This is a genomic window from Lentzea alba (assembly GCF_047445655.1).
GTDB classification, from domain to species: domain Bacteria; phylum Actinomycetota; class Actinomycetes; order Mycobacteriales; family Pseudonocardiaceae; genus Lentzea; species Lentzea alba_A.
In genome coordinates this window covers 37,833-51,023 of the sequence record NZ_JAJAEG010000035.1, presented here as the reverse complement: position 1 = coordinate 51,023, position 13,191 = coordinate 37,833, and the positions used below count along the sequence as shown (strand labels likewise).

Below are 13,191 nucleotides of genomic sequence, written 5' to 3'. Positions count from 1 at the left end.
GCGGGAACGACACCATGGACGGCATGAGGAAACCGAACGCGCTCGCAGCCGGGTTCTACCTGCTGACCCACCTGGTGACCGGCATCTTCTGGTTCACCCTCACGCTCGTGCTCGTCGTGGTCGGGTTCGCGACGTCCGTCTTCTGGGTGGGTGTGCCGATCCTGTGGCTCGCGATGAACGTCATGCGCGCGGGGGCCACGGTGGAGCGGGCGTGGGTCAGGGCGGCGTTGCGCACGGACATCCCCAGGCCGTATCGGCCGAAGATCGAGGGCACGCCGCTGGTGCGGTGGAAGCACCAGTTCACCGACCCCGCGACGTGGCGTGATTTCAGCTATCTGGCGCTGTTGATGCCGGTGGGGATCGCGGAGTTCGCGACCGTCGTCACGATGTGGTCGGTGGTGGCCGCGTTCATCGCCGTGCCGTTCTGGATCGGCGAGGCGCCGTTCGCGGTGATCGTGGGCGAGTTCTGGACGATCGACTCGTTCTACTCGGCGTTGCCGGTGTCGGCGATCGGGCTGGCGCTGATCCCGTTCGCCTTGATGGGCACGAGGTCGCTGGGTGCGTTGCACGGCAGGTTCGCGCGCGCCATGCTCGGGCCGACCAGGGCCGACGAGCTGGCGATCGAGGCGGAGCGGCTGCAGTCGAGCCGGGCCCGCGGTGTCGAGGCGGCCGAGGCCGAGCGCCGGCGCATCGAACGCGACCTGCACGACGGCGCGCAGCAGCGACTTGTCGCGGTGGCGATGGGCCTGGGCCGGGCGAAGTCCAAAATGGACTCCGATCCGGAGGGGGCGGCGGCGCTCATCGCGGAGGCGCACGCGGACGCGAAGCTCGCCATCAAGGAACTGCGCGACCTGGCACGGGGCATCTACCCGTCCGTGCTCGGCGACCGCGGTCTCGACGCCGCGCTCTCGGCGTTGGCCGCGCGCGTTCCGATCGAGGTGGACCTCCAGGTCAACGTCGAACCGCGTCCGCCGACAGCGGTGGAGAGCGCCGCGTACTTCACCGTCGGCGAGGCGCTCACGAACATCACCAAGCACTCCAACGGCACCAAGGCGACCGTGCGGGTCAACAGGGTCGACACCGGAGTGCTGGTCGAGGTCACCGACAACGGTCAGGGCGGCGCCGAGCTGAAGCCGGGTGGCGGGCTCGCCGGCCTCGCGGACCGGGCCGCCACGATCGACGGTGTGGTTGTCGTCGTCAGCCCCGTTGGTGGGCCGACCGTTATTCGAGCGGAGTTGCCGTGCGTGTGGTGATCGCCGAGGACTCGGTGCTGCTGAGGGAGGGCGTGCAGCGGTTGCTCGCCGACGAGGGCATCGAAACCGTTGCGGCAGTGGAGAACGGCGACGACCTGCTGGACGCCGTGACCGAGCACCGGCCGGACCTGTGCGTGGTGGACGTGCGGATGCCGCCGACGTTCACGGACGAGGGGCTGCGGGCCGCCATCGAGTGCCGCAGCCGTTACCCCGGACTGCCGGTGCTGGTGCTGTCGCAGTACGTCGAGGAGCGCTATGCCGTGGAGCTCCTCGCGGGCGGTGCGAGCGGGGTCGGCTACCTGCTCAAGGAGCGGGTCGCGGACGTGAAGGAGTTCGTCGACGCGGTGCGCAGGGTCGCTGACGGCGGCACGAGCATCGACCACGAGGTGATCACGCAGCTCATGGTGCGCAGCAAGAAGAGCCCCGTCGACTCGTTGACGCCCCGCGAACGCGAGGTGCTCGGGCTGATGGCACAGGGACTGTCCAACACGGCCATCGCCGCCACGCTCGTGGTGTCCGACGGCGCCGTGGAGAAGCACGTCGGCAACATCTTCGCGAAGCTCGGCCTGGAACCGTCCAACTCGGAGCACCGACGCGTGCGCGCCGTCCTGGCCTACCTGGACAGCTGAAGCAGGCGGGCGCCGTTGTCGTGCAGGATCGCCTGCTCGGCGGCGGCGCCGAGATCCCACCCGCGAATGGCGTCGAGCTGCACCTCGTAGGGGTACGGGATGTTCGGGAAGTCGGTGCCCAGCACCACCCGGTCCACCAGCCCGGCGACGCGCTGGACCCAGCCGTCGGGCAGTGGCCACATCCGTTCGCTGAACGGAACACCGATCATCGTGGTGTCGATGTGCACGTTCGGGTACCGCTCCACCAGGTCCAACGCGCCCATGTAGTCGGGCATGCCCGCGTGCGCGATGACCGCCGTCAGCCGCGGATGCTTCTTGAGCACCTCTTCGAAGATCGGCAGCCCGGTGAAGTTGCCGGGCTCGGGCCCTTCGGCGACGTGCGTCACCACCGGCACACCCGCCTCGGCCAGCTGGCCCCACACGCCGTCCAGCAGCTCGTCACGCGGGTCGTACCCGCCGACCTGGACGTGCGACTTGAAGCACCGCACACCGGCTTCCAACGCCTTGCGCACGTACACGTCCGCACCCGGTTCGGCGAAGAACGTGCCGGTCGGCACGGCCTCGGGCACGCGGGAGGCGAAATCGCGGACCCACTCGTTCAACCACTCCGCCATGCCCGCCCTGTGCGGGTACAGCAACGGTGCGAACGCCGTGACGCCCAGCTCGCGCAACGCGCTGAGCCGGGCGTCTTCGTCGGTGCGGTACTGGATGTACCAGTCGAGGCCGGACTCGCGGACGCGGTCGAAGTAGCCCCAGACCTTGTCCAGGACGTTCTGCGGCATGAAGTGGACGTGGACGTCCACCAGTGCCATCAGTAACGGCCCTTCAACGCCCGTCCGTGCGCCTTGGCGATCTCGCGGTTCGCGTCGCGCTTGGCGAGGTCCTGGCGCTTGTCGTAGGACTTCTTGCCCTTCGCGAGGGCGATCTCGACCTTGACGTAGCCGTCCTTGAAGTACATCTGCAGCGGCACGAGCGACAGACCGGACTCCTTGGTCTTGCCGATCAGCCGCTCGATCTCCGCTTTGTGCAGCAAGAGCTTCCGCTTGCGCCGGACCTCGTGGTTCGTCCACGTCCCCGCGACGTACTCCGGGATGTGCAGCGCGTGCAACCAGATCTCGCCGTCGTCGACCTGGGCGAAGGCGTCCACCAGGGACGCCCGTCCCATGCGCAGGCTCTTCACCTCGGTACCGACGAGCTGAATGCCGGCCTCGTAGGTGTCCAGAATGGTCCAGTCGTGCCGAGCCTTGCGGTTCGACGCGATGACCTTCTGCCCGCGTTCCTTGACCATGACGACAACTCTACGTGGTCAGTACAACCGTTAAAGCCGCACGTAGAGACGCAGCGTCACGTATCCCGTGCTGGCCGAGATGACGATCGCCACGAGGAACAGCCACGGCGACACCAGCAGGATGTCCAGGTACCCGATCGGCGGGATGATGCCCGACTCCGTGAGGTTTCTGGTGATCCGGTCCAGGAAGAACGCCTTGAACAGCACCAGGCCGGCGACCGCGGTGACCGAGCCGATGATGCCCGCGACGACCGCCTCGATGAGGAACGGCAGCTGCGTGTACCACCGGGTCGCGCCCACCAGTCGCATGATGCCGACCTCGACGCGGCGGGTGAACGCCGACACCTGGATGGTGTTCGAGATCAGCAGCAACGCGGCGAACGCCTGGATGAGCGCGAGGATCAGCGCGACGTCGCGCAGACCGTTGAGGCCCTCGAAGAACCGCTCCAGGAACTTGCCCTGGTCGTCGACGCCCTTGACGCCCGGCTTGCCCTCGAAGGCCTGCTTGATGACGTCGGTGCGCTCGGCGTCCTCCAGCTTGACGCGGAACGTGGCCGGAATCGCCTCCGGCCTGGCCAGCTTGAGCAGCTCGGGCTGGGCCTCGAAGATCCGCTTGAAGCGCTCGAAGCCCTCGTCGCGGTTCTGGAACACCACTGTCTCGACACCGGAGGTCGCTTCCAGATCGGCGCGCAGACCCGCGCACGGCTGCTGGGTGCAGTCCTTGTCGTTGGCGCTGACGTCGTTCGTCAGCAGCACGGAGACCTCGAGCTTGTCCGCGTAGTTGGCCTGCATCTTGTCGACCATGCGGACGACGAGCAGGCCACCGCCGAGCAGCCCGAGCGAGATGGCGGTCGTGAGGATCATCGCGATCGTCATCGTGACGTTCCGGCGAAGTCCGGTGACGACCTCGCTGAACACGAAGCTTGTACGCATCGGGGGCGGGGTTCCTTGGGGGTCGGGGGTTAGGGACGCTTAACGGCCAACGCCGTAAACGCCGCGCGCGTCATCGCGGACGACCTTGCCGTACGCCAGCTCCACGACACGACGACGCATCGAGTCGACGATGCCGTGGTCGTGGGTGGCCATGATGACGGTCGTGCCGGTGCGGTTGATCCGCTCCAGCAGCAACATGATGTCCTGGCTCGTGTCGGGGTCCAGGTTTCCGGTCGGCTCGTCGGCGATCAGCACCAACGGCCTGTTCACGAACGCACGGGCGATCGCAACGCGCTGCTGCTCACCACCCGACAGCTCGGTCGGGAACCGGTCCTCCTTGCCGTCGAGGCCGACCAGCTGCAGCACCTCGGGCACCACCTTGACGATGGTGTTGCGGGGCTTGCCGATGACCTCGAGCGCGAACGCGACGTTCTCGGCAACCGTCTTCGTGGGCAGAAGACGGAAGTCCTGGAACACGCAGCCGATGGACTGACGCAGGCGGGGGACCCTGCGCCGCGACATCTTGGCGACGTCGAAGTTGGACACGTAGACGCGTCCCCTGGTCGGCACCTCTTCGCGCAGCAGCAGGCGCAGGAACGTCGACTTGCCGGAGCCCGAGGGCCCGATCAGGAAGACGAACTCGCCCTTCTCCATCTCGACGGACACGTCGTCGAGCGCAGGACGCGTGGAGGTCTTGTAGACCTTGGAAACGTGTTCGAGACGAATCACGAGGCGCGAGTCTACCCATGGCCGGGGTAAAGCCCCCGTTCCGGTTAACTTCGGGCCCCGGAAAGGCGGTTCTGACCCTCCACACGGCGTGGCCGAACCGGCACAACCGGTGCAGAAAAACGCACGTTCGGGCCATCTGAGCGGCCGAACGTGCGCTTCGCCTCAGATCGTTCAGTCCCAGAAGTTGAAGAGGACGTCGCCGACCCGTTCCGGCCGCCAGTAGCGCACGTCGCGAGGGTCGAGATCCGGCCACTCCGCCGCCTTGAACGGCATCTCCAACTCGTCCCTGGTGCGCACCCGGATGTCGTTCGACAACTCCGCGAGCACGGCCATGAGCGCCACGTCGTCGAGGAACTCGACAGGTGGCAACGGCTCGGGCGACGCGGTCAGCGCCACATCACCCGCCGCCGTCCAGAGCACCACGATCGTGCCGCGCAGGTCGCGGTACTCGATGTGCACCTCGTGGTAGTTCGGCACGACCTCGGGGATCGACCACCGCACCACCTCACCGCCGGTGCGGCGCGCCGCCTCGAAGCAGAGGCCGCGGAACTTGCCCGGCGTTACGCCTGGCTCTGCTTGCGCCACCGGATGCCGGCCTCGAGGAAGTCGTCGATCTCCCCGTCCAGCACCGCGGACGGGTTGCCGACCTCGTGGTTGTTCCGCAGGTCCTTGACCATCTGGTACGGGTGCAGCACGTACGAACGCATCTGGTTGCCCCAGCTGGAGCCGGAGTCCTTGAGGGCGTCCATCTTGGCCTGCTCCTCCTGCCGGCGGCGCTCGAGCAGCTTGGCCTGCAGGACGTTCATGGCCGTGGCCTTGTTCTGCAGCTGCGAGCGCTCGTTCTGGCAGGACACCACGATGCCGGTCGGGATGTGCGTGAGGCGCACCGCCGAGTCGGTCGTGTTGACGCCCTGGCCACCGGGGCCGGACGAGCGGTAGACGTCGACGCGCAGGTCCTTCTCGTCGATCTCGACGTGGTCGGTCTGCTCGACGACGGGCACGACCTCGACGCCGGCGAACGACGTCTGGCGGCGGCCCTGGTTGTCGAACGGCGAGATGCGCACGAGGCGGTGCGTGCCCTGCTCGACGCTCAGCGTGCCGTAGGCGTACGGGGCGCTGATGCGGAACGTCGCGGACTTGATGCCCGCCTCTTCCGCGTAGGAGGTGTCGAAGACCTCGACGGGGTAACCGTGGCGCTCGGCCCAGCGCGAGTACATGCGCAGCAGCATCTCGGCGAAGTCCGCGGCATCGACACCACCGGCCTCCGCACGAATGGTGATCAGCGCGTTGCGCTCGTCGTACTCGCCGGACAGCAGCGTGCGAACCTCGAGCGCCGCGATCTCCTCGCGCAGCTTCGCGCGGTCGTTGTCGGCGTCGGCCAGCGCGTCGGCGTCCTCGGCTTCCTCACCGAGCTCGTAGAGCAGCGGGAGGTCGTCCAGGCGCTCGCGCAGGCCGGTGACACGACGCAGCTCGCCCTGCTTGTGGGAGAGCTGGCTGGTGACCTGCTGCGCCTTCTCCTGGTCGTTCCAGAGGTCCGGCTTGGCAGCCTGCTCCTCCAGGTCCGCGACCGCGGCGCGCAACGCATCGAGGTCCATCACCGCCTCGATGCTGGAAAGGGTGGCGGAGAGGTCCTTGATGTCTGCTTCGACGTCCGGGTTCACGCAAAAAGATTACGCCAGCACCGGTCACTGTTCGCGACCGGTGCTTCGCTGGCGCTCTCTGCGTGGTGGCCTCGGGCTGGCGTCGCGCGCTTTCGACGTCCAGGCGGGTGCATCGCGGTGCCGACCCGCGTCCTCGTGTTGGACACACGGGGGCGCGGGGCCGGTGCCGCGAGGTGCCCTACTGGGCGCCGGAAGCGACCGGCGTCAGCCCGAGGCCGGTCGCGCTCAAGCCGTGGGGATGGCGTCCAGAAGCTTGAGAACCGCCTTCGCGTGAGCGAGGCCGAACTCGGCCACCGCCTTGGCGTAGGGGTCCTCCGCCGTCTTGGCCGCGCTCTTCGCGCTCTCCTGCTCCTGACCGTACGTCGAACGCGCGGTCGTGATCAGGGACTCGCGCTGCTTCGCGGTCAGCGAGCCGGCGTGCACCAGGCGCAGGATGAGCGGGCTGCGGAGGTGGTCCGGGCCGGGCTCGGACAGCAGCCAGTTCTTGAAGGCCTTCTTGCCCGCCGCGGTGAGCACGTACTGCTGGCTGGACCGCGGTCCTTGCTTGCCGAGTCGCAGCAGGCCCTGATCGGCCAGCGCGGGCAGCTCGCGGTACACCTGGGAGCGGGTCACGCTGAAGAACGCGCCGAAGCGGTCTCCGGCCTCCGCCACCAACTGGCCACCGGTCTTGGGTCCGTCGTGCAGCAGCCCGAGCAGGGCGGCTGCGGTCGCATTCAGGTCTGACACAACGACAACGTTCCCACGTCTGGGGGAAGCTGTCCACAATGGTCAGCCGTTCTGTCCACAGTGGCTGATCACCGGGCTAGTCTGATGGGCCATGCGGAGCAACGAAAAGTCTCGCTGAGTAAGCGGCAGTTTCCACGCCTCACGCGTTTGGCCGCTTGACCGTCCGTGTCCATCCCGGATGGAAAAAGCCTTTCGCAGAAACGAAAGTCACCCGCTCTCACTCGATCGGCGGTACGACTCTCACCGGCCGAAGCCACCCGTATGGACGGACGTGAGCGTTCGTCGCACGACCTGGTGATGTCCGCGCACACCTCTTTCCACGGCCCTCAAGTCCGGGAAAATGATCATTGCCAGCAGGCGGGCGACACACACGGAGGTCGGGGACGATGAAGAACATCAAGTGGCTGGACCACAAGAAGGTGGCGGCGCACACGGTGGCGTGGATGACGGGCGGCATCCCGGAGCAGGCCGGCAAGGACGAGTGCATGGTGTGCGGCAAACAGATCCGCAAGCACCGCACGGTCAACGGCGAGGGCCGCATCTGCTCCAGCATGCTGTGCGCCCAGTACTGGGCGGAGAACATGACCTGAAAGACCGAGCAGTTCGCACTGATCGGGAATAAGCAGAAGGCCGGCACCAGATTGTTACGGCCTTCTGTGTAGTAGCGGGGCCAGGATTTGTAACTGCGACCCCAGGGGTATTAGCCCAGCGAGCTACCGAGCTGCTCCACCCCGCGCCGCTTCTAGCTTGTCTTGCTGTTGTAAGGAGAACTGTACACCCTCCGGAAACCCCATTTTCACCACCCCCCACTAACCCGATTTCCGCAGGTCAGCGGCCAGATCGAGACTGGCAGGCATTCGCGGCTATCCCAGATGATCGCTCGCGACGCCGAAGGCGAGCCGAGCGCGGGGGTCTGAAGGCTTGCCCCCAGGGTGGGGTTTGGGGGCTCCGCCCCCAATGTGAAACGCGAAAAAGTCCTGTCTGCGATCTCCGCAGACAGGACTTTCCCAACTTTGTAGCGGGGACAGGATTTGAACCTGCGACCTCTGGGTTATGAGCCCAGCGAGCTACCGAGCTGCTCCACCCCGCGTCGGTAATTAGAACCTTACGCGGGGCGGAGCACTTAAAGCAAATCGAGAGGTCAGCCAGACGGTGTGGGGCTGGGCACAGTCGTCGACTGCTGCGTCGCCGGCGGTGCGGCAGCCGCGGTGTTGTACTGCTTGAACCGCCTCGACGCCTCCTCCAGGCGCTGGTACGCCTGGCCGAGCGCGGCGAAGTCACCGTTCTGGTTGGCCTTCTTGATGTCGGCAAGCGCCGCGTCGATGTCGTTGACCGCCTTCTGCAGCTCAGGGCTCAACGACCCGTTGCCCGGCGTGGTCGGCGACGTCGGCGTGGTGGTGTTGCCGTTGCCGTTGTTGTCGGTCGGCGGTGGCGCGACCGAACCGGCACCGCTCAGCACCTGGTCCAGCGCCTCGCTCAACGTGGACGCGTAGCCGACCCGGTCGCCGTACCAGACGAGGACCTTGGACAGCTGCGGATACGACGTGTTGTTCGACGCCCGCTCGATGTAGACGGGTTCGACGTAGAGCAACGCGCCACCCACCGGCAGTGTCAGCAGGTTGCCGTAGACGACTGTCGTCTTCTGCTGTGCCAGCAGGTTGAGCTCGCGACTGACGTTGTCCGACGTGAGGAACTGCGTCTGGATCTGCTGCGGGCCCTTGGCGTCCTGCGTCAGCTGCAGCACGCTGATCTTCCCGTAGTTGTCCGGATCGGATCCCACTGACACGTGGGCCGCCATGAACTCCCGGTTCTCACGCACCAGCGGGCTGGTCAGCTGGAAGCGGACCTTGCTGGAGTCGCTCGGGTCACCGGCGAGGACGTAGAACGGCGGCTGGGCGTCGCGGCGCTTGCTCGCCTCGTTCTTCTGCGCCTCGGCCGTGGTCACGTTGTCGATCGTCGGGTCCTGCGGCGGCTGCCAGTAGGAGACACCGGAGTAGAAGTCCGACGGGGACGACACGTGGTACTTCGACAGGATCTGCCGCTGCACCTTGAACAGGTCCTCGGGGTAGCGGAAGTGCTGCCGCAGCTCGGGCTTGATGTCGCTGTTCGGCTTGACCGTGCCGGGGAAGACGCCCATCCACGCCTTGAGGACCGGGTCCTTCTCGTCCATCGCGTACAGGCTCACGGTGCCGTCGTACGCGTCCACAGTGGCCTTGACCGAGTTGCGGATGTAGTTGACGGGCTTGTTGATCTGCGAGACGACCACGCCGTCCGCGGTGAGCGAGTCGTTGGTCGCGTCGCTCAACGGGGTGCGCTGCGCGTACGGGTAGTTGTCGAGCGTGGTGTAACCGTCGACGATCCACGTGATGCGGCCGTTCACCACGGCCGGGTACGGGTCGCTGTCCACGGTCAGCCACGGCGCGACTGCCTCCACGCGGTCTCGCGGCGTGCGCTTGAACAGGATCTTCGAGTCGTCCGCGATCGACTGGTTGAACAGGATGTTCCGCTCGCCGTAGTAGGCCGCGAACGCCAGCTTGTCGAGCAGGTTCCCGATCGGGACACCACCGGAACCGGTGTAGGTGTAGGACTTGGCGTCCGTGTCGTACTCCGCCGCCGAACCGGCCGGGCGGCCGCCGACGATCGAGTAGTCGTTCTGACCGAACAGCTCGCCGTAGTACGTGCGCGGCTGGTCGATCTTGATGCCGTTGTCGGCGTTGCGGACGCTGCCGTCCGGCGCGACCTCACCGGTCTTGAACTCGGGGTAGCCGCCGTTGGTCTGGTCAGCCACGGCGTTGACCTTGTTCGCCTCGGCGTAGACGAAGCCGTTGCCGTGCGTGTAGATGAGGTGCTGGTTGATCCAGTCGCGCTGACCCTGCGGCAGGCTGTCGAGCTTGAGCTCGCGCACCGCGACGATGTAGTCGCGCAGCTTGCCGTCCACTGTGTACCGGTCGACGTCGAGCTTGTTCGGGAACCCGTAGAACGGCCGCAGCTGCTGGAACTGCGTGAAGGTCCGCGACAGCACCGCCGGGTCGAGCAGGCGGATGTTGCCCAGCGTCGCCGCGTCGTTGATCTTGATCTGGTCGTTGTTGATGTTCTGCTTGCCCTCGTAGGGCTTCGTCTCAACCTTGTCGTCCGTCAACCCGAACGACTGCCGTGTCGCCGCGATGTTGCGGGTGATCGACTCGGCTTCCTTCTGGATGGCGTTCGGCTTGACCGAGAACTGCTCCAGCACCGCGGGCCACGCCGCGCCGACGAGCACGCTCGACAGCACCAGCAGGACGGTCGCGATGGCGGGCAGCTGCACGTTGCGCATGAACGCGCCCGCGAAGAACGCGACGGCGCAGAAGACCGCGATGCACAGCAGGATCAGCTTGGCCGGCAGCACCGCGTTGAGGTCGGTGTAGCTGGCGCCGACGAACTTCTCGTTCTCGTGCAGCAGCAGCTCGTACCGGTCGAAGAAGTACGCGACGCCCTTCAGCAGCACGAACGTGCCCGCGACCAGCGCCAGGTGCAGCCGCGCGGGGCCGGAGAGCTGCCCGCCGCGGCCGGCCAGCCGGATGCCACCGAACAGGTAGTGCGCGATCACCGCGCCGATGAACGACACCGCGGTCACGATGAACGCCCACGACAGCAGCCACTCGTAGAACGGCAGCTGGAACGCGTAGAAGCCGATGTCGTGCCCGAACTGCGGGTCGGTCACGCCGAACGGCTCGGCGTTGAGGAAGAGCTGGATCTGCTGCCAGTCGGCCTGCGCGGACGCACCGGCGATCAACCCGACGAACACGGGGATGCCGATCGCGAACAACCTCATCCGCCGCATCACGACCGTGCGGTAGCGGGCCACCGGGTCATCGGGCCCCGACACCGGCACGAACACCGGGCGCGCCCGGTACGCGAGGTACAGGTTGAGCGCGACGATGCCGCCGACCACGACCCCGATGGCGACGAACAGCCCCAGTCGGGTGAGCAGCACTGTGCTGTAGACGTTGCGGAAATCCACCTCACCGAACCACAGCCAGTTCACGTAGGTGTCGAGCAGCCGCGATCCCGTGATGAGACCGAACAGGAGCACGACACCGACGATGAGCAGGATTCGGCTGCGTCGGGACAGTTTCGGCAGTCCGACTGGAGGCCGTGTGGCCACGAGGCACGCTCCTGGATCGCGGTATTTCGATACGTACGTTTAGTCCAACTCTACGGACGACGCCCTGGGTTCCCGTGAAGAGCGCCGTCTTACGATGACATGCGTGTCAGCGAGTGAAACGCCAGCGGTCATCCTCCCGACGGTCGCCCGCGAGGTAGAGCAGTTCGTAGCGGCAGGCGGCTGGGAGCAGCCACCGCAACTCTTCGCCCTCGTGGCCACCTCAGACCTGCTCGACCAGCAGCCGGAGCTGCGGGACCAGCTCGATCCGGAGTCGTCACCGCTGACCCCGATCGCCCAGGACGCCCTGGAAGGCGATCTGGGCGACGCGCTGGCGGGCATCGAGTGGCCCCCGGCCGTGACCGGGTGCGCACTGGCCCAGGAGATCGTGGTCCTGCCGCCGGACGCCGAGACGGAGCTGCAGCACGGCGAGCTGGACGACGAGGCCGCCCGCCGCTTCGCCGCCGAGCACCCGGCGCGCCGCGAGGCCCGGCTCGTCGCCGCGGTGCTGCGGGACGGTTCGGTCTCCTGCGTGCTGCGGCTGCGCGGAACGGTCGAGGTGCCAGAGGAGTTCGTCGAGCACCCCGAGCTGGCGCCCAACCTCACCGACGCCCTGCTCGCCACGCTGCGGCCCTAGCTGTCACACCCTCAGGCTGGCACAACCCCGGCGCTTGATCGCGCCGGGGTTGTGATCTCGTGTTGTTTGTTCGCCCGAAGCGGAAGTTTCAGCAGCTCGGCGTGGACTTGCCCGAGGTCAGCGCTTCGAGCGACGTCACCGCGTCCTTGAGGTTCTCGACCTTGATCAGGGTCAGGCCCTCCGGCGCCTGCTGCTTGGCGTCGGTGCAGTTCGCGGCAGGCACGAGGAACGCCGTCGCACCAGCCTCCTTGGCCGCCACCATCTTGAAGGCGATGCCGCCGATCGGCTTCACCGTGCCGTCGCCGGTGATCTCGCCGGTGCCCGCGATCGACTTGCCGCCGTTGAGCTCGCCCGGCGTCAGCTTGTCGACGATCGCCAGCGCGAAGATCAGACCGGCGGACGGGCCACCGACGTCGGACAGGCTGATCTTGATCTTGAACGGCACGTCGGCGCGGTCGACCGGCGAGATGCCGATGAACCCGGCGGGGCGGCCGTCGTCGCGGGTGCCGAGGGTGAGCTGGGTCGACTTCGAGGTGCCGTCCTTCTCGAAGGCCACCTCGATGCGGTCGCCGGGCTTGGTGTTCTCCAGCGCGGTGGTCACGTCGGCGGAGCTCTGCACCTGCTTGCCGTTCACCGAGATGAGGCGCGCGCCGAGCGGGATGACGTTCTCGGCGGGGCTGCCCTTGGTGATCTGGTTCGCGATCACCTTGCCGGGATAGCCGAGGTAGTGCAGCGCGGCGACCTCCGCGGAGGTCTGCGACTCGCTGAACGCCAGCTCGTTGTTCTTCTGCACCTCCTCCTCCGACTCGCCGGGCTTGAAGAACTCCTCGCGCGGCGCGAGGGCGTAACGGCCGGAGAGCCACAGCCCGAGTGCGCCGAACAACGACACGTCATCGGTGAGCGAGACCGTCGTCATGCGCAGGGTCCCCTTGGTGGGGAACGTGTTCTGGCCTTCCACCGAGACGACGTCGGCGTCCTTGACCTGGCTGAGCACGTCGTAGGTCGGGCCGGGGCCCAGCGCGACGTACGGGACTCTGGCGAAACCGCCGAGCAGTCCGAGCGCCGCCACCACTAGGAAGCTGACGATCAGCGTCCACGTCCGGCGGGTCAGTCCGCGCTCCCTCGGCGGGGGCGCGGGTGGAGGTGCGGTCGTGACGGTTTCACTCACGGCTGAACAGCGTACGACCATGTCTA

The 13,191-nt window shown here is 67.0% G+C and carries 13 protein-coding genes and 2 tRNA genes; 4 read left to right on the top strand and 11 right to left on the bottom strand.

The window, feature by feature from the left end:
* Positions 1-14: 14 nt before the first annotated feature.
* Positions 15-1,253 carry a sensor histidine kinase gene (locus LFM09_RS40945; RefSeq protein WP_414102028.1) on the top strand — a complete coding sequence of 413 codons (1,239 nt, stop codon included), beginning with the start codon at positions 15-17 and terminating at the stop codon, positions 1,251-1,253.
* Positions 1,241-1,882, top strand: coding sequence for a response regulator (locus tag LFM09_RS40940; RefSeq protein WP_414102027.1), 642 nt, complete (start codon positions 1,241-1,243; stop codon positions 1,880-1,882). Before LFM09_RS40945 ends, LFM09_RS40940 begins: the two co-directional genes overlap by 13 nt.
* Here the strand turns inward: LFM09_RS40940 and LFM09_RS40935 are convergent.
* The 7 genes from LFM09_RS40935 to LFM09_RS40905 all read right to left on the bottom strand — a co-directional run bounded on the left by LFM09_RS40935 (position 1,867) and on the right by LFM09_RS40905 (position 7,219).
* Positions 1,867-2,694, bottom strand: coding sequence for an amidohydrolase family protein (locus tag LFM09_RS40935; protein ID WP_414102026.1), 828 nt, complete (start codon positions 2,692-2,694; stop codon positions 1,867-1,869). The two genes, LFM09_RS40940 and LFM09_RS40935, sit on opposite strands and share 16 nt — an antisense overlap.
* A complete protein-coding gene (gene smpB / locus LFM09_RS40930; RefSeq protein ID WP_414102025.1) occupies positions 2,694-3,170 on the bottom strand; it encodes an SsrA-binding protein SmpB in 477 nt (158 codons plus the stop codon). Before smpB ends, LFM09_RS40935 begins: the two co-directional genes overlap by 1 nt.
* 30 nt (positions 3,171-3,200) lie before the next feature.
* Complete coding sequence (gene ftsX / locus LFM09_RS40925) at positions 3,201-4,103, bottom strand: permease-like cell division protein FtsX (RefSeq protein WP_414102024.1); 903 nt, start codon at positions 4,101-4,103, stop codon at positions 3,201-3,203.
* A 39-nt stretch (positions 4,104-4,142) separates the two neighbouring features.
* On the bottom strand, positions 4,143-4,832 hold the full coding sequence (gene ftsE / locus LFM09_RS40920; protein ID WP_086666930.1) for a cell division ATP-binding protein FtsE: 690 nt from the start codon (positions 4,830-4,832) through the stop codon (positions 4,143-4,145).
* A 171-nt stretch (positions 4,833-5,003) separates the two neighbouring features.
* Positions 5,004-5,417 carry a hypothetical protein gene (locus LFM09_RS40915; RefSeq protein ID WP_414102023.1) on the bottom strand — a complete coding sequence of 138 codons (414 nt, stop codon included), beginning with the start codon at positions 5,415-5,417 and terminating at the stop codon, positions 5,004-5,006.
* Entirely contained in the window at positions 5,393-6,493 is a 1,101-nt protein-coding gene (gene prfB, locus LFM09_RS40910) for a peptide chain release factor 2 (RefSeq protein WP_414102022.1), read from the bottom strand. The genes LFM09_RS40915 and prfB overlap by 25 nt, the downstream gene beginning before the upstream one ends.
* Positions 6,494-6,718: 225 nt before the next feature.
* The gene (locus LFM09_RS40905; protein ID WP_030470382.1) at positions 6,719-7,219 is read right to left on the bottom strand and encodes a PadR family transcriptional regulator; all 501 of its coding nucleotides are present in this window, start codon (positions 7,217-7,219) and stop codon (positions 6,719-6,721) included.
* 386 nt (positions 7,220-7,605) lie between these two features.
* On the opposite strand from LFM09_RS40905, the gene LFM09_RS40900 reads away from it, so the two are divergent.
* Positions 7,606-7,809 (top strand): hypothetical protein, encoded by a 204-nt coding sequence (locus LFM09_RS40900; RefSeq protein WP_045311201.1) that lies wholly within the window; start codon positions 7,606-7,608, stop codon positions 7,807-7,809.
* Positions 7,810-7,881: 72 nt separating this feature from the next.
* Here the strand turns inward: LFM09_RS40900 and LFM09_RS40895 are convergent.
* The 3 genes from LFM09_RS40895 to LFM09_RS40885 form a co-directional block, all read right to left on the bottom strand.
* Positions 7,882-7,955 (bottom strand) — tRNA-Ile (locus LFM09_RS40895).
* A 280-nt stretch (positions 7,956-8,235) separates the two neighbouring features.
* A tRNA-Met gene (locus LFM09_RS40890) sits at positions 8,236-8,309 on the bottom strand.
* A 51-nt stretch (positions 8,310-8,360) separates the two neighbouring features.
* Positions 8,361-11,363 carry a UPF0182 family protein gene (locus tag LFM09_RS40885; RefSeq protein WP_414102021.1) on the bottom strand — a complete coding sequence of 1,001 codons (3,003 nt, stop codon included), beginning with the start codon at positions 11,361-11,363 and terminating at the stop codon, positions 8,361-8,363.
* 94 nt (positions 11,364-11,457) lie between these two features.
* Here LFM09_RS40885 and LFM09_RS40880 point away from each other — a divergent pair, with 94 nt between their 5' ends.
* Positions 11,458-11,997, top strand: coding sequence for a PPA1309 family protein (locus tag LFM09_RS40880; protein WP_414102020.1), 540 nt, complete (start codon positions 11,458-11,460; stop codon positions 11,995-11,997).
* A gap of 88 nt (positions 11,998-12,085) precedes the next feature.
* On the opposite strand, the gene LFM09_RS40875 is transcribed toward LFM09_RS40880, so the two are convergent.
* A complete protein-coding gene (locus LFM09_RS40875; protein ID WP_414102019.1) occupies positions 12,086-13,165 on the bottom strand; it encodes a PDZ domain-containing protein in 1,080 nt (359 codons plus the stop codon).
* Between the last annotated feature and the right edge of the window lie 26 nt (positions 13,166-13,191).